The organism is Parapedobacter sp. (genome assembly GCF_035556095.1).
GTDB lineage: Bacteria > Bacteroidota > Bacteroidia > Sphingobacteriales > Sphingobacteriaceae > Parapedobacter.
In genome coordinates this window covers 89,371-106,569 of sequence record NZ_DATMFT010000007.1, presented here as the reverse complement: position 1 = coordinate 106,569, position 17,199 = coordinate 89,371, and the positions used below count along the sequence as shown (strand labels likewise).

Annotated in this window: 11 protein-coding genes; 5 read left to right on the top strand and 6 right to left on the bottom strand. The window is 50.1% G+C overall.

The genetic code is table 11. The features are described 5' to 3' along the window. Positions 1-2 precede the first annotated feature (2 nt). Positions 3-1,202, top strand: coding sequence for a VCBS repeat-containing protein (locus tag VNQ80_RS04115; protein ID WP_325636187.1), 1,200 nt, complete (start codon positions 3-5; stop codon positions 1,200-1,202). Here VNQ80_RS04115 and VNQ80_RS04110 read toward each other — a convergent pair. From VNQ80_RS04110 to VNQ80_RS04100, 3 genes are all read right to left on the bottom strand, one after another. Continuing rightward, positions 1,178-1,633 (bottom strand): retropepsin-like aspartic protease, encoded by a 456-nt coding sequence (locus VNQ80_RS04110; protein ID WP_325636186.1) that lies wholly within the window; start codon positions 1,631-1,633, stop codon positions 1,178-1,180. The two genes, VNQ80_RS04115 and VNQ80_RS04110, sit on opposite strands and share 25 nt — an antisense overlap. 4 nt (positions 1,634-1,637) lie before the next feature. Next, complete coding sequence (locus VNQ80_RS04105; protein WP_325636185.1) at positions 1,638-2,576, bottom strand: malate dehydrogenase; 939 nt, start codon at positions 2,574-2,576, stop codon at positions 1,638-1,640. A 62-nt stretch (positions 2,577-2,638) separates the two neighbouring features. Next, complete coding sequence (locus tag VNQ80_RS04100) at positions 2,639-3,079, bottom strand: hypothetical protein (protein WP_325636184.1); 441 nt, start codon at positions 3,077-3,079, stop codon at positions 2,639-2,641. A gap of 191 nt (positions 3,080-3,270) precedes the next feature. On the opposite strand from VNQ80_RS04100, the gene VNQ80_RS04095 reads away from it, so the two are divergent. Then, entirely contained in the window at positions 3,271-5,109 is a 1,839-nt protein-coding gene (locus VNQ80_RS04095) for a cytochrome c oxidase subunit I (protein WP_325636183.1), read from the top strand. 48 nt (positions 5,110-5,157) lie between these two features. On the opposite strand, the gene VNQ80_RS04090 is transcribed toward VNQ80_RS04095, so the two are convergent. The 3 genes from VNQ80_RS04090 to VNQ80_RS04080 all read right to left on the bottom strand — a co-directional run bounded on the left by VNQ80_RS04090 (position 5,158) and on the right by VNQ80_RS04080 (position 13,495). Continuing rightward, on the bottom strand, positions 5,158-5,853 hold the full coding sequence (locus VNQ80_RS04090; protein WP_325636182.1) for an SMUG2 DNA glycosylase family protein: 696 nt from the start codon (positions 5,851-5,853) through the stop codon (positions 5,158-5,160). Between the two features lie 75 nt (positions 5,854-5,928). Then, entirely contained in the window at positions 5,929-8,283 is a 2,355-nt protein-coding gene (locus VNQ80_RS04085; protein WP_325636181.1) for a BamA/TamA family outer membrane protein, read from the bottom strand. Then, the gene (locus VNQ80_RS04080) at positions 8,231-13,495 is read right to left on the bottom strand and encodes a translocation/assembly module TamB domain-containing protein (RefSeq protein ID WP_325636180.1); all 5,265 of its coding nucleotides are present in this window, start codon (positions 13,493-13,495) and stop codon (positions 8,231-8,233) included. The genes VNQ80_RS04085 and VNQ80_RS04080 overlap by 53 nt, the downstream gene beginning before the upstream one ends. A gap of 87 nt (positions 13,496-13,582) precedes the next feature. Between VNQ80_RS04080 and VNQ80_RS04075 the strand changes: the two genes are divergently transcribed. From VNQ80_RS04075 to VNQ80_RS04065, 3 genes are all read left to right on the top strand, one after another. Further along, complete coding sequence (locus VNQ80_RS04075) at positions 13,583-14,566, top strand: DUF4835 family protein (RefSeq protein WP_325636179.1); 984 nt, start codon at positions 13,583-13,585, stop codon at positions 14,564-14,566. A gap of 9 nt (positions 14,567-14,575) precedes the next feature. Further along, entirely contained in the window at positions 14,576-16,237 is a 1,662-nt protein-coding gene (recN, locus tag VNQ80_RS04070; protein ID WP_325636178.1) for a DNA repair protein RecN, read from the top strand. Between the two features lie 98 nt (positions 16,238-16,335). Further along, positions 16,336-17,154 (top strand): enoyl-ACP reductase FabI, encoded by an 819-nt coding sequence (locus VNQ80_RS04065; protein ID WP_325636177.1) that lies wholly within the window; start codon positions 16,336-16,338, stop codon positions 17,152-17,154. The last annotated feature ends 45 nt before the right edge of the window (positions 17,155-17,199 follow it).

The following is a 17,199-nucleotide window of genomic DNA, read 5'->3' as shown; positions in this document are numbered from 1 at the left end:
GGATGATGATGAACCATATTGGATATTTCTTCTTGGCAATCGGCTTTACGGCTACTGGGGCCAATGCCTGTACAGGGGGAGCACAAGAGAAGGGCGATGGTGTGACCGTCGCCTTTGAAAAGCATACGCTTACCACCGATTTTATTTCAGAGGGCGTGGCGGTTGCGGATGTCAATAACGATGGCCACACCGACATCATAGCCGGTGCACAGTGGTTTGAAGGGCCGGATTGGAAAAACATACACCATATCTATCCGGAAGAACAGGTTTTTGACGGCACGACGGGGTACAGCAATTCGATGCTGAATTTCACGATTGATGTCGATCAGGATGGTTGGGTAGATTACATCCGGGTGGATTTCCCTGGCAAGGAGGTATGGTGGTACCAGAACCCGGGGACACAGGGTGGCTTTTGGAAGCAACATGTAATCACGGCGACCGCCAGTAACGAATCCCCGGCATTTGTGGACGTTGATGGCGACGGCCGCGAGGATATCCTATGTGGCGATCCGACTACGGGCGAAATGGTTTGGTTTCGTTGCCCCACGGAAAAGGGGGATACCGCATGGACGCGATATACCATCAGCGGTAAAGAAATGCCAGGTACGGACATCTTCTCGCATGGGCTTGGTTTCGGCGATATCAACGGCGATGGGCGTGGCGATGTGGTTATCAAACAGGGATGTTGGGAGGCCCCGGCAGACCCTAAGCAGCCCGACTGGGTATTTCATCCGGCGGAGCTTGGGCAAGATTGCGCACAGATGTATGTGATTGACGTGAACGGCGACGGCTATGCCGACGTCATCAGCTCCTCTGCACACCAATTCGGTATCTGGTGGCATGAGCAGGGCCGCGATGCCCATGGAGATACGACATGGAAAACCCATGAGATATCCAGCGAGTATTCACAGACCCATGCACTATCTCTAGTTGATATGAATGGAGATGGCCACTTAGACTTGGTTACCGGCATGCGCTATTTTGCACATATGGGCAAAGATCCCGGCGAGCAGCGAGATCCTACGATTTTCTGGCTGGAGTTTGTTCCCGGCGAACAGCCGACATGGGTTATGCATATTATTGATGAGGACTCGGGTGTAGGGCTGAACAACGTCGTTGAGGACCTCAACGGCGATGGTCTGCGGGATATCGTGGTAGCCAATAAAAAAGGGGTGTTTTATTTCGAGCGGTTGGCCCGGTAGACCGCCCGCTGCCGTAGTTTCAGCGTGTTTTTCCGGTAATCGATAACGCCGCCAAAACGGGTGAGAATATCACCACCGATAACACCGATAACGGGGTCGATATCCAACTGTTCGTAAGCAAAGTTAATTGTGGAGAGATCCAGGACGGCTACTTCATGGTTCTTCAGGTGGAAATCGCCAATTTGCAAATCAGGTACACTGAGGATAAAACTCTGCATAGACGTTGTTCCCAATCCGGTAGATACCATGTCTGTATGCCTCAGTGCCATATCTTTATGGAGGTGGCTCTCTACAGTTGCTTTGTCGAATACGGTCTTGGAGGCTCCGGTATCCAGGACGGCTTTAAAGGGATGCCCAAAAACAATGACTTCCAACAAAAGGTGGAAGCCATCGTCCTGCAGATTCAGTAAAGTTAGTGGAACGGTTACCATTCGGCTAAAGCGCCCCGATTTCTTTCAATACATTATTCATGTTGCGTACCGCTTCGGCACTTTTTGCGAATGCTGCCTTTTCCGCCACGCTGAGTGGGAGATCGAGGATACGCTCCCAGCCGCCTTTGCCCAGTACCACCGGTACGCCCAGGTTGATGTCGTCTTGGTCGTACTCACCTTCGAGGTAGACAGAGGCGGTAAAGAGTTTCTTTTGGTCGCGCACGATGCTCTCCACGACCGCCGCACTTGACGCACCCGGTGCATACCATGCAGACGTACCGATGAGTTTGGTCAATGTAGCGCCACCCACCATGGTGTCGGCGACAATCTGATCCTGCTCCTCTTTCGATAAAAACTGGGTTACGGGCAAGCTATTCCAGGTGGCGTGGCCAATCAATGGAATCATCGTCGTGTCGCCATGGCCACCGATGACGATAGCATTGAGATCGGCTGGGGATGCGCCGAGCCGTTGGCTCAGCTGATAACGGAACCGCGACGAGTCTAGGGTACCACCCATTCCAATGATGCGGTGCTTGGGTAGCCCAGTGGCTTTGAGCGCTAGGTAAGTCATCGTATCCATTGGATTAGACACCACCACCAGGATAATATCAGGCGAGTATTTCAATAGGTTTTCTGCCACATCACGTACGATGTTTGCATTAGTGCCGATCAGTTCTTCACGTGTCATTCCCGGTTTGCGCGGAATGCCTGATGTGATGACCGCCACCGTCGAGCCGGCAGTCTTGCTGTAGTCGTTGGTCACGCCGGTAATCTTCGTGTCGAATCCCAACAGCGCGGCCGTTTGAGCCATATCCTGCGTTTTCCCTTCTGCCAGTCCTTCTTTGATATCTAATAATACCACTTCTTCTGCGAGTTCCCTGCGGACAATATTGTCTGCGGTGGTGGCACCTACTGCTCCGGCACCTACAACGGTTATCTTCATAAATTCTATGTTACTTGGTTTCTACTCGTTTTCATCGAACGGTAGCGAATATAGCGAATATTTTATAAATCAGTTAACAACGAGATGCCTACTGTAACCAATAACGCTATCTTGGCTAACTCAGCAATGATAAAAATGATGTGCAGGTTGGATGATGAAACGGGCTGATTGTCAATCACGCGGAGTGCGCGCTTATCGAGCACGGGAAGCAACCAAACCGTTTGCATAATCATGAGGCACACCGTTGCGAACAGTGCGACGTTGCCGGTAGCCAGCACCGGCTCTTGCTGGACGAATGCCGCAACGGCCAGCACAAGGGCCAACAACCATTCTATTTTGTTTAATGTGCCAAATACAAGACGACCAATACCCAAACCAATGGCTGTCGTTACGCCTGGTGCCCGGAATTTCAGCCATGCTTCGAGGAAACTGATACCAAGGACGAGACCGATCCAAATGAAAGTGATGGCAATTGCCAAAGGTTGTGTAATCAAGGCGATCATAATTATTTTTTCAACAAATATAGATTTTTTAATAAAAGATATAAAACTCTTTTATTATATTTGCGTTACCATTAAGGTGACTCCCAATCGCTTGCTTTGCCAGTTATCTCGGTGTTCGTATATACGGCTGTATCATTCATGGATAAGTGACACGTGTGAGCGACGGCAATTCGTTTAAAACAATATTCAATATGGAAACTCATGCGCATTCCGGATCGCAGTCTTTTATTGCGAAGTACATTTTCAGTCAGGACCATAAGGTCATTGCGAAGCAATTCCTAATCACCGCAATTTTCATGGCATTCTTCGCCTTGTTGTTATCTATTCTGTTTCGACTGCAATTGGGTTGGCCGGAAAAGTCATTCCCGATTCTGGAGGTTTTTTTGGGGAAATGGGCTGAAGGAGGGAGGATAAACCCAGAGTTTTACCTTGCACTGGTCACGATACACGGCACAATCATGGTCTTTTTTGTACTGACGGCCGGCCTTAGCGGTACGTTCAGTAACCTATTGATTCCCCTGCAGATCGGTGCACGAGACATGGCGTCGCCTTTCCTGAATATGCTATCATATTGGTTTTTCTTTTGCTCATGCGTAGTGTTGATGGCCTCATTTTTTGTGGAAAGTGGACCGGCCAGTGCAGGTTGGACCGTATACCCACCGTTATCGGCCGAGCCGAAAGCCATATCCGGCTCGGGGATGGGTATGACTCTGTGGCTCATCAGCGTTATCCTGTTCGTCATTTCATCGCTGATGGGATCCCTGAATTACATTAGCACGGTACTTAACCTGCGTACAAAAGGTATGGACCTTTGGCGGATGCCGCTCACCATTTGGGGGTTGTTTCTCACCGCCGTGGTCGGGCTTTTGTCATTTCCGGTATTGGTTGCCGGGTTGGTATTGCTCATTTTCGACCGCAGCTTTGGTACCAGCTTCTACCTCGCCGATATGGTTATCCAAGGGCAAATCCTGCCCAATGAGGGTGGAAGTGTTATCCTTTGGGAACACCTATTTTGGTTTTTAGGGCACCCCGAAGTATATATTGCCATCCTACCTGCGTTCGGTATTGTTTCGGAAGTGATTTCCACGAATGCCCGTAAACCGATTTTTGGCTACCATGCCATGGTTTATTCGCTGATAGGCATCCTGACACTTTCCTTTTTGGTTTGGGGGCATCACATGTTCGTATCGGGCATGAACCCCTTCCTCGGCAGTGTTTTCATGATGACAACGTTGATTATCGCGGTGCCTTCTGCCATTAAGGTGTTTAACTATACGGCGACACTTTGGCGGGGGAATCTCCGCTTTACGCCGGCCATGTTATTTGCCATTGGCTTTGTGTCGTTTTTGATATCTGGAGGCCTCACCGGGCTCTACGTAGGGAACGCTCCGATAGACATCCACCTGCATGATACCTATTTCGTGGTCGCCCACTTTCACCTGGTGATGGGATGCGCAGCTATTTTTGGGATGCTGGCCGGTACGTATCACTGGTTTCCGAAGCTGTTCGGGCGGATGATGGACGAGAAATTGGGTTATCTCCACTTCTGGGTGACCTTTGTTTGTGCTTATTTTGTATTCTTCCCAATGCATTTTATGGGAATAGATGGCGTGCCCAGAAGATACTACGCTTTTACAGAATTTGAATTCATGGACCACTGGTTGCCCGTAAACGTCTTTATAACGTGGTCGGCTATCGTGGCGGGGGTGACACAGCTTGCTTTCCTCTGGAACTTTATCCATTCGATGTATTACGGCAAGAAAAGTGTGCAAAACCCTTGGCATTCGAATACGCTGGAGTGGACCACCCCGGTAGAACACCTCCATGGCAACTGGCCGGGCGAACTCCCCACAGTGCACCGGTGGCCCTATGATTACAGCAAGCCGGGACATGATGAGGACTTCATTCTGCAGACAACACCGTTTTCAGCCACCATGACTTCAAACATCCCGCGTGATTTCGAAGGGAATCCCGAAGGAGCGCGTATTCAAGAAGAATGGATGCGTGAGCAGGAAACATCGATAGAATGATGGTGATACGCCGCGGGTATCCGCCGAGTGACCGTTACCGAGTGTCCGCTAAGTGGCCAGCAGACTGAGGTATTTGAGGAGGTAATCGGCTTTCTCACGCGACTTATACTGCTGGATAAATCGGGGATGTTCGAGTATGACCAATTCGCCGAAAAGGTGTTCCTCCGCATTGATTTTTGCTAGGAAAGCGGCATTTTTTTTCCCCAGGACGTACACTTTAGACGCATCAATCGGTAAACGCAGGTGGTTTTTTAAGGTGGTTACCATATAGGGTTTCAAGGCCTCGAAAAGCGCTTTGTCATCATAATAGTTTGCGTTTATCCACCGGTTATGCTCGTTATGACGGGTAATTGCCAATGGAAATGGCGAATTGATATAGAAATCGCTGTAAAAAGCGCTTGGCCCTCCATATTGCTCAATGACGTCATACAGATACACCGATGACGGCTCATGGGAATAGGCTGTTTTCATTTCGATACCGCATACATGCTTGAGCCGTTTGGTATCGGTAAAAGGAACACCGGTTATCCCGGCGCCGTGCCGGCTTGGGTTGATGCCAATGATGAATTTCCGTTTTTTATTGTCGTTGTAGAATTTGTGGTAAAAACGTTCCATCGTGGGAATCGTTTCGGGATTTTCGATAAACGGGTTGATGACTGCGAAGCCATCGGGCAAGTTGCCCGTATACGCGAGCTGTTTGTTGAAAGCGACGACCTGGTCTCCAAACGTGGGACTGTTGTTCATGTTACGTTATGAGCAATTGAAGGGATGTTGAACAATATAGTCAGTACCGGTTGGATTTGCAAATGACATCCCCAACTAAAATGGATAACCAATCGCCAGATTAAACACCAAGTTCCGGCGGCGCCAATCGGGGCTCCGGAAATTTATTTCATCCATCACCCACCGTTCGCCTTTGGGACGGTAGGGGATACGCAACGGCATGGCCAGATCGGTACGGAGAATGAGGAACGTAAAATCGAACCGTAAGCCCAGTCCGGCACCTACGGCCATTTCATTGACGAAGTTCTTGCTGAATGCAGCACCGGGCTTTTCGGGATCGGTATGTTGGAGCCAGATGTTCCCCGCATCGACAAATGCCGCCCAGTGAACCACACTAGCCAGTTTAGCCCGGTACTCGGTATTGAGTTCTATTTTAATATCGCCTGTCTGGTCGGCAAAAAAATTGTCCTCACCGTAAAACTCGGGCGTGTAGGAGCCAGGGCCTACGGTGCGTGCCCGGAAGGCGCGAAGTCCGTTGGGACCGCCCGAGAAGAATTGCTTCACATAGGGGAGCATGCGGGAGTTGCCATACGAATATCCGAAGCCAGCCATTGCGCGTGATGCCAGTTTGGCATTTGGACCCAACCGCAGATAGTGCCTTACATCAGCTTCGACCTTGACATATTGCGAGAAGTTGGCGTTAAAAATCTGGTATTGCCGGCCTTCATCCACATTAGCTCCTTTGATGATGCCATATAGGTTGGCCGATAGGTCCAGGCCACCACGGAAATACACCCCATGTTTCGGGTCGGTTTTCATGGAATTGGTGTATGTGAAATAGTAAAGGGGGCCAAAGGTGAACTGCGGTTCGATTGCATGGCGTAGCGGAGGGATGGTATCCAGCATGGCCTGGTACGATTCGGTGATATTGCGCGGTTGTACGTAGCCCACTTCCAGTACTTTCAAATCGTGTTCTTTTTCGATGTTCTCTTTCCATAGGTATCCGAATGAAAACCGCATGGAGTTGAGACTATAGGCCGTTCGCCTATTGAGGTATTCGTAGCCCGTGCGGAAAACCGTACGGGGTACAAACTTGCGTGTGGGCTGCCAGTTAAATGGTGCAATCATCCGCGGAAATGACAGGCTTGCCTCGATACCGTACCGGTAAAAGCTCGAATTGAGGTTGACATTACCCCCGGTTTGGGTTTCAAACCCCCCATAGACCGTAAACGTGAGCAATTCGGCACTTTTGAACGCGTTGCGGTGCTGCCAGTTGACATTGATTTCCGAACCGTCATATACGGCTGCTGTTTTGCCGAGTACTTCCAGCCGTAATCCCTTTTTGGGCATGGGTGTAAGGTAGTAGTAGACGTCGAGCTGGTCGGGTTCACCCTCTACATCGACGAATTCGTTGCGTACAAAGCGGAATGCCCCCATCCCTACGAGCTGGCTTATTGTACTGTTATGGTCCCTGCGGGTATATTGGTCGCCCGGTTTGAAAAACATGGCGCGTGCTATCGAGAACTTCCGAAACGTAGCGTCTGGGTCGATGAAATAGTAGCTGTTTTTATACAGCTCCGCATTCCGCCGGTTTGCACGGCGATATCCGTTTTCCGTGAGCGTATAGTTCGGATAGATGTAGATGTCATTGACATAATAGGGCCGTTTGGCTTTGTCAGGGGTTTCGTCTTTGAGCATCACGTAGAGGTCAACATGATGATCGCCGCCCGTGCTATCCACCTCAATAATGAGGTAGTCCGGATTGAAATAGTAGTAGCCCTTGTTTTTCAGTTCGTTGTCTATTCGCTCCCGTTCGGAAATGATATTATCCAGGTTGTATGGTCTACCGGGCTGTAGCAGCGATGCAGACTGGGTAGCCTTGACGGCTTTCCCTAGTTCGCTGCTATCCACGTCGAAGGTCACCGAATCGATGCGGTAGATGATATGCGGGCTGGCGGTATAAGTAACCGTGGCCTTCCTATTTTTTATCGTGGTGTCTGACGCCACCTCGGCTTGGAAAAAGCCCAGGTTTTCCAATCGGTTGCGCAGTAGGTTTTCATTGTATTCGCGGTTCACATCGCTGAGCAGCACCGGTGGTTGTCCCACTTTGTTTTTCAGCCAATTACGAAATCCGCGGTCGGATTTCGGCTCTCCCGCAATATTATATAGGTACAATTGCGGGCGCATGCCCAGAATGGTGGTATTGGGTTTTGGCCGCAATAGTTCCTCAAGACTGCTGCTCAACGGCTCGATGTATCGCTCGGGTATGGTGTCGGTCTCGATCTCCACCTCGCCTTTAACATAAAGTTGTTCCCCTTCGGGAAGGTATTTGAGGTTGCTACAGCCAGTCATGCATCCCAAAAGGGCAGTAATGCAGGTTACCCATGTCAATGTCCACTTATTGTACATCCGCCCCCCTTTCATCCGTTGCAGCGTATTCTTCCTGTTCATTTATCCGTATCGCGGTATGTTTTGTTGTCGTTTTCGGCTCGGCAGGCGGAGTCTCGTCGCGTTCTCGTCGCCGTTCTTGCATCCGTTCAAAAAACTCGGGATCGTGGCGCCGTAGGCTATCGATGATCGCTTCCCTTACACTGTCGCGGTATGCAGAGTCTGTTTCCATCCGTTCCACATCCCACCGCCTACGGAACTGGCGACTTTCCGTATTGAACTCGTTAGCTTGCTGGTTCTGGCGGTTGAATATCTCTTTGAATTCATTGTAATCGAGATTGACGATGAAGCCGATTCCTGTCTCGACAAACTGTCCTTGTAGCGTTATCTGGTACTGATTTTTACGGTATGCCCTCACGAGGTAGCGGCCATCTTCGGTAAGTTGGTAATCCACGGCAATGTCACCGGCAATGTTGGTCGTCTGCTCGCCCGGTCGGGCGTTGCCTTCCAGCTCGAAGTTGGAGCCTACCGTCACTTTCATCCGGTCGTTGAACAGCATTTTTGAAACGCCCACGTTCAGATCGGTGCGGTTCTGACCGGTGCCCATGCTGTAATCCTGTTCCGATTGCAGGTCGAAATCGAATTCGAGCCCCTGGACGAGGTTTCCGGCTAGGCGGTTGAGCTGGCCGCTAAGAAACGAACTGACGGTATTGCGGGCGATGGCTTCCGCACCACCGCCGCCGGAAAGGCTTTCAAAGGGATTGGCGGCCATGAATCGGCCCAACACGATCAGCGAGAAGACCTGCTTGTTCATTTCCGATTCGTTTTCCCGCAGTTGGGCAAGCCCCGTATTCACCTTTCCAGCGACATCCTGTGAAACCATCGCATTATCTTCATCGAGGTCAATGTCGAAGCTTAGCTGCGGTTGGAAGAGCTGCTCGGTAATGTGTAGGTTCACATTGAAAGGTACCCGCTGTTTATAGAGATTGGGTTGTTCTGAGCCGATTTGTGCTTGTACCAGCTCCAATGTAGGGGCCTTGATATTATATACCGCGGTAATGTCCATACGTGCATCCATGGGGTCGCCTGCCCAGGTGATGGTGCTGCCTTGCCTGAACTCGAACAGCCTTTTTACAGGGCCGAATGAAAATGAATAGTTCCCGGTTTCTACGGTATAATTACCATTCAGCGTAATTTCACCACTAGGATCGATGCCGGCATTAAGCTCGGCCTCACCCTGTATGGCCAAGGCATCCTGGCTTCCCGGGTCGATAACGATTGTGAATTTGGCGTCCTTATCGGTAACGATGTTTACCGATAAGTTCAATCCGCTTAATTCGGTTTGGGTAAGCGAATCGACCCGGGCAAACACATTGGCAGCCGAGGTGTCACTGCGGTCTACAAACCGGACAATCCCTTGACGGTCGACCATTCCCGGGTCATCGTTGGGCAGCACGAAGGTGACATCCGTATCATCATTTACCTGCAAGGTGCCGTTAACGGACGGGTTGTTCATATCGCCTTGGATACGGAGGTTGCTGGAGATATAGAGTTGCCCGTAATACATGTCGTTATCTTGTTGCGTCGAATTCAATACCTGGAAGTCGTCGGCCGTGAGGGTCAGGCCGAAGGCATAATCGGTATAGGTCTTTGTATTTACGGTACCGTTCAATACCGCCGTGTTTCCTTTACCGTCTTTGAGTTGGAAGCGGTTAAAGCGCAGTCCGTCGTCGTTAAAATTGATTCGCTGGCCATCGATGTTGAAGGTGGCATTGAGCATGGCCACATTGAGGCTGGCCTTGTCGAAATTAAGCGCTCCATTGATACGTGGTTGGTCGGGAGTGCCCGTGATGCGGAGGTTGCCATTGATGTTGCCCGACGTATTCCGGAGGTATCCCAGACTGAACGCTTCAAGGGTATGCATGGTTAGTGGCGTAACGTTCAGTTGGAAATCCAATTGTGCGGTTTCATCCGGCGGACTGATGAAATCGCCTGTCAGTTTCACGTCGTTGCCATTGCCCGTAATGCTGATATCGGCGGCAAAGATATTTTCGCGTTCATTGTTGACTTTGACGTTAATGTCGCCCACGGTATCATTTCCGAAATAAAAGCGATCGATCGTGATGTCTGAAACAAATACAGGCGACGACTCCAGTCGGGAAACAGTAGCCGTACCGTTAATCCCCCCGCCCATATCAAACAGTTCGCTTTCCAGCATTTCGCTAAAGGTTTCTATGCGGAAGTTCTTGAACACCAAATCGATTGGAGCGTTTAATGCCGAGTCTTGCGATGTGATAGCCATCTCCTGTCCCTCGTTGCTTAGTACAAACTGGTGCGTACGAAGCCCGTCTTTGCCGAATGAAATGGAATTTTCGGGATGGACCTCCCATTGGTCGTAATTGAGCATCAATCCGTCATCCAGCAGACTGAAAAGGAAGTTGCCCGCATCCACTTGGAGGCCCATCCCGAGGTGGTAACGCTCTTTGTCGTCCTGGTCTTTAATCCATAGCCCGAAATCCAGCTTATTCTGTTGTACGGTGCCGCTGAGGAGCGTGTTGACCAGTTCGATATTACCCACACCAATCCGGTTGATGAGTACGGAGTAATACATGGTACTATCGAACGTGTTGAGGTCAAGGCCGACATTGTCGATGGTGGTTCCGGCATATACCACACGCGGCGCAACAGCTTTAGCAAGCAATAGCTTGTCTTCGCTATTGAACGAACCATCGATTGTGATGTCTTCCATTTCGGTGAGGTCGGGAACCAGACCACGGATAAAGCGGGATCGGGTGAACTGCGCGCTGAAGTCGAACCGCTGTGGCGAATATTCGAATACCGGCGCGATGGAATCCGGTTGGTAATACATGGCGACAATGTCCTGCACGGACGCGCCGAGTTCGCTGAGCTTATAATTGCCTACCATGTGCGCGTTGAGAAATTCCGATTGCAGTTGCATCAGGGTGGAACTATCCCGGGCCACGGCGCGTAACCTGACCGTATCTAGCATGTAGCGTTCTTCGTTGTAGGCAATAGAGGAGTTGACCATATCGACGGTGCCATTCAGATGGTCGATATCAGCCGTCTCGAAATCGGCTATTAACCTCCCGTGATAACGGAAGTCGTCGGCTAATAGCCCTAGGTTCTTCAAATTTACGCTGTCTACCATCAGGTCTACCTTGACTTGGGGATATTGGCCCCGCATATCGGCATGTGCATCGAGGTCGAAGTCGATGTTGGGGTCGGCACTGGCCGCAATGGCTGTAATGTCGCCGCTTTTTGCGGCGATATCGATTCCGATATCCGTATATTCGTAACCCATCGCCTCCAGGCTGATTAACTTGCCCTGAATATCGGCCACAGCGGTGGCGGGGTCAAGACCGGTTCCTTTCGCATGTGCCGCAAATGATACTTTGCCCAGCACCGAATCCATTTTAAGCAACTGTCCGATATCGATATCGTTGATGCTCACCTGGGCATTGTATACCGTATCGCGGTTGTTTACTTGGTAGTCGGCTTCCACCGATGCACTTCCCATGCTTGTCTGCAACTGCATATCGGTCAGGAATCCGTTAATCCCGCCATTGAACGTGCCTTGCAATCTGATATCGGCGGGAAAGTTGATGCTGTCGGGCAGTAAGCTTGCGGCAATCAGCCGGTCAAGATCCGCTTTTCCGGTAACCAATTCCTGCAGATTAAGGTCGGCATCCAATTTGTTCATGTCCGGCAGTCCACGGATATGTGCATTCGCTACGATGCGGGTCTTTTCTAATGCCTGCAGCTCCAGGCTCGGGATTCGTAGGTTATTTAACCGCCCGCTGATTTCGGTGTTGATAAAAAACGTGTGGGCTCGAAGCGGCTGCATCACCTCCATAGTATCCAGGTCAGGCACGAAGTACAGCACATCTTCCATTCCCAGATGGCTTTCTTTAATGTCTGCTGTCAATTCGATGGTGCCCAATTGCGCTGTTGCCGTTTCCAATGAAGGATAAGACACCTTGATATAGTCTCGGATGAGCGTATGCGGTGTCTCGGCGTGCAGGTCACTTAGTTCAGCACCTTGGCCGGTATAGCTGAAAGCCGCTTGCAAGCGATTCAGCACGAAGCCACTACGGTCACTGGCTCGCAGGTCATCCAACCGGCCGCTGATGGTATCCCGCGAGTAATAAAGGTCGGTTAGTTCACCCGCCAGTCCGGTTATGCCGATGTTACCGTAATCGAAACCTTTTTCGATGCGCGGCTGATTAGCATCCCGAAAAGCGAAATCCGTATTAGCAATGCGTATGGTCGCCGCCCGCACGCGCCAATTGACCGGTTCGCCTGCCGCGGTGTCTGCGGTCGTAGCTGGTGTCGATTCGGTTTGTCCGAAAAAGACGTGTGAATCTGATCCATTGAGCTCGATTTCGCGGATATCAACCCATTCTTTGTTGAGGTCGAGTTCGTTTAGCCGGGCGAGCAGCTTGTCTATCCGGAAACGGGTGTCCATTGCGCTGGCTTCATCGGTATAAGCGAAGTCTATCGCCGAGAGGTTGATGGTTCCAAATTCCAAATCGGGCAGGAGCGAAGTTGCCATCGTATCCGTGATGCCGAAATCTTCCGCATCGGGGACCTCCTCAGCGTCGGCAACCGCCCATTGCCGTACAGAGCCCTCCAGGCCATCGATGGTGATCTGGGGGATGCCGAAATGCATGTTCTGTTCTAAATCAAATGTTCCAATACGGGTGCTGAGCTTTCCGAGGTTAACTTCCGCAGCCATGCCGATAACATCGTCGCGGTAAAGGAAGCGTATGCGATCGAGGTTTACCTTGTCGATATCGAACTTCATAGGTGCGCTGCTATCGGGCGGGGTCGTTTCCTGCTGTTCGCCAACGAATGCCCGGATGATGTAGTCGAAGTTAAACGTACTGTCAGGTAAGGTCCGGTTTATTTTGGCGGTTATTCCCTGCAAGTCGATTTGACTGATCTCCACGGTGTTGTTCAACAATTTCAGCATGCTGATATTCACCCGTAATTTTTCTCCGGCTAGGAGTGTGTCGCGCGACTGGTCTTCGAAATACACCCCTTCTAGCACCAACATTTTGGGTAAGTCGAGACTTACACGGGCAATTCGTACGGGAGTTTTTATTTTGTTCTCAACATACGATGTGACCTTCTGTACCACATAATTCTGAACAGCTGGGATGCGTATCAATACGAACACAAGCAAAATCAATCCAATGATACTCCCGATAATCCAAAGGAGTGTCTTTATTGCTATTCGGCCAAACCTATTCAATGTCTATATGTAATTTTTAGCTGTTCTTTATACGATAAACAGATACTCTTGCCAAAGGTTTAGCGAAGATGCTTAAAACTTTTCAAAATGAGAAGAAGCAAAAACCAAACCGTTTGCATATCAAAGCAACTTTATCTAGTTTTGGGCATGATTCGAGCGATGCGTATACGGATGTGGCCGTTGGCTATAGTCCTCTTTTTTTTCACTTCCCTCAAAACCGGCCTGGCGCAGGACCTTAACGCTCGCGTGCAAATTTTATCACCCCAGGTGCAAAACACCAATAAACGAGCGTTGGAAGTTTTAGAAAAGGCGATTTCTGATTTCCTCAACAACCGGACATGGAGCACCAACCAGGTGCAGCCGCAGGAGCGTATCGACTGCAGCTTCGTGATTACGATAAACACTTGGGATGGTTCTTCAAATTTCACGGCGCAGGCACAGATTATCTCCACCCGTCCGGTATTCAATACATCCTATAACAGTCCGGTGCTTAGTATATCCGACAATAACTTTAACTTCAACTATACCGAAGGTCAGTTGATGGATTATTCCGACCAACAGTACATGAACAACTTAACGTCTTTGCTGGCCTACTATGCTTATATTATCGTTGGGTTAGATGCCGACACGTTTGAACAAAGCGGCGGTACGCCCTTTTATACCGCTGCCCAGAATATTGTGAATAACGCTCAGAATACAGGTTTTACGGGCTGGCGTTCCATGGAGGGGATGAATAACCGTTTTTGGCTGGTTAATAATCTGCTGGACCGTAGGTATCAACCGCTGCGTGATTTCCTGTACAGTTTTTACTTGAATGGACTGGATTCCATGTCAGATAATGTGCAACAGGCTCGCAAGCACATTTTGGACTTGTTACCTCAATTAAAGGAAGTTGACCGGTTGGCGCAAGGGGCGGTATTCAACCAAGTGTTTTTCACGGCCAAGTCAGATGAACTGGTCGGTATATTCGGGGGGATGGGGCCTCAGGAACGGGTACAGGCGTACAACATCCTAGCCGAGGTGGATCCTGCCAATGCCAATAAATATGAAAGTTTACGTAATAGCCGTTAGTGAGGTTGTATGCTGAGTCGTTTATCCATCCGGAACTATGCTTTGATTGATTCGCTCGATATCCATTTCGATAAAGGCTTGAACATCCTAACCGGCGAAACCGGTGCTGGCAAGTCCATTATCATGGGGGGTCTGTCACTTATCTTGGGCCAGCGTGTGGAAAGCCGGTATTTTTTCAACCAGCAGAAGAAATGTGTCATCGAGGGGTATTTTGATGTTTCAGCCTATCATTTGCATGAATTTTTCGCGGAGCAGGATTTAGATTATGAGCAAGAAACCATTATACGCCGGGAGGTCAGCGTAGATGGTAAGTCGCGGGCCTTTGTCAACGACACACCGGTGACGCTACACGTGCTGAAGGCGCTGACCGAAAAGTTGATCGACATCCATTCACAACATGCCACGCTGCAACTCAACACGGAATCGTTTCAGTTGCTTATCCTGGATAGCGTGGCCCAAAACCAGTCACTGCGGGAACAGTATGCCTCCGTATACCGCGCATACCGATCTGGATCGGCCAAACTCGCTGGTTTGAAAGATGAAGCTGCCCGTGCCCGTGCCGAGGCTGATTACCACCAGTTCCTCTATGATGAGTTGGCTGCAGCCAATCTTGAAAGTGGCGAACAGCTGCAATTGGAGGCCGAACAGCAACAACTTGAGCACGCCGAAGAGATTAAGCGAAGTCTTCTGGGGGTAGCGGGTGCCTTACAGGAAGAGGAGGTCAACGTGATAGCACTTCTTAATGCGGGCCTCCAGCAATTACAGCAAGCCGAGCGGCATATGCCCGCGCTTTCGTCGCAGGTGGAGCGGCTGCAAAGCAGCCTCATTGAGCTGAAGGACTTGGCGGACGAGGTCAGTCGTACGGAACAGGACGTCTCATTGGACGAAGAGCGGCTGATATTGGTTACCGATCGACTTAGCCAACTGTATGCTTTGCAACAAAAGCACCGGGTGGAAGACGGAGATGCGCTGATTGTACTGCGCGAAGAACTGGCAGCGAAATTAGCGGGCCTATCGGCCGATGAAGTAGCGATTGAGCATTTGGAAGCCGAAGTGAAGAAACTGTGGGCCGAATTACTGGAGCTGGCCACGGCATTAAGTCAAAGCCGGCAATCCGTTGCTCCGTTGGTTGAGGGGGAAATAGGTAGCGTTTTGAACGAGGTGGGCATGCCACACAGCCGTTTACATATTGAAATCGTTCAAACGGCTGAGGCGGAAATCAAGGACTCGGGACGAGATCGAGTGGATTTTCGGTTTACCGCCAACCGCGGCCAAGACCCGCAACCCATTAGCAAAGTTGCTTCGGGTGGCGAATTGTCCCGGTTGATGCTGGCCATCAAATCACTGATTGCCAAAACATCATCGCTGCCCACGATTATCTTCGATGAGATCGATACGGGAATCTCGGGCGAAGTGGCATTGAAGGTAGCAGACATTATGGAGCGCTTGGCCACACGGATGCAGGTAATTGCCATTACCCACTTGCCGCAGATTGCTGCAAAAGGGACCACCCACTTCAAGGTATACAAGGCGGAATTGGCCGAAAAGACGGCGACCCACATAGCCCAACTACAACCACAAGACCGCGTATTCGAGTTGGCACAGATGCTTGGTGGTGCAAATCCCGGCGAAATTGCCATGAAACATGCTGCGGAGTTGTTGGGACGTTAGTCGTACGGCATGCGCCTGCCGCATGAAGTTCACAGCAAAAAGATAAAAAAAAGCATTACTTTTACCCGCTGTATTTTATTGACTAAAAATAACAAACTATGTCTCATAACCTATTGAAAGGAAAGAAAGGAATTATTTTCGGTGCCCTAGACGATAAGTCTATCGCTTGGAAAACGGCGCAGCGGTGCGTGCAGGAAGGTGCCGATATCGTCCTTACGAATGCGCCCGTGGCTTTGCGTATGGGTACCATCAAGCAATTGGCCGAAGAATGTAACAACGCCCCTGTCATTCCCGCCGACGTGACCAGTACCGAGGATATCGAAAACCTGTTTGATCAAGCATTGGCACATTTCGGGGGTGGGATAGACTTCGTCCTGCATTCTGTAGGTATGAGTATCAATGTGCGAAAGGGAATCCCCTATGCGGAAAACAATTACGAGTTTATGCATAAGGCATTCGATATTTCCGCGATAAGTCTGCATCGTGTGCTGGCCACAGCCATGAAAAAAGATGCCATCAACGACTGGGGTTCCGTTGTGGCGCTTACGTACATCGCTGCACAACGGGTATTTCCAGATTATAATGACATGGCCGATGCCAAGGCGCTGTTGGAAAGCATTACCCGCAATTTCGGTTATCAATACGGCGTGAAGAAAAACGTACGGGTAAATACCATTAGCCAATCGCCCACGCAGACTACGGCGGGTTCCGGTGTCAAGGGTTTCGGCGACTTCATTTCGTATGCTGATAAAATGTCGCCGTTGGGAAATGCTACGGCTGACCAATGTGCGGACTATACCGTTACCTTATTCTCTGATTTGACCAAGATGGTGACTATGCAGAACTTGTTCCACGACGGTGGATTCTCGTTTACGGGCGTAAGCCAAGCGGTGATTGAAGGAATGGGTGCAGAGTAACTGAAAACGGGGTGTCTCCATAAAAAAAGCGGCTTAAAGCCGCTT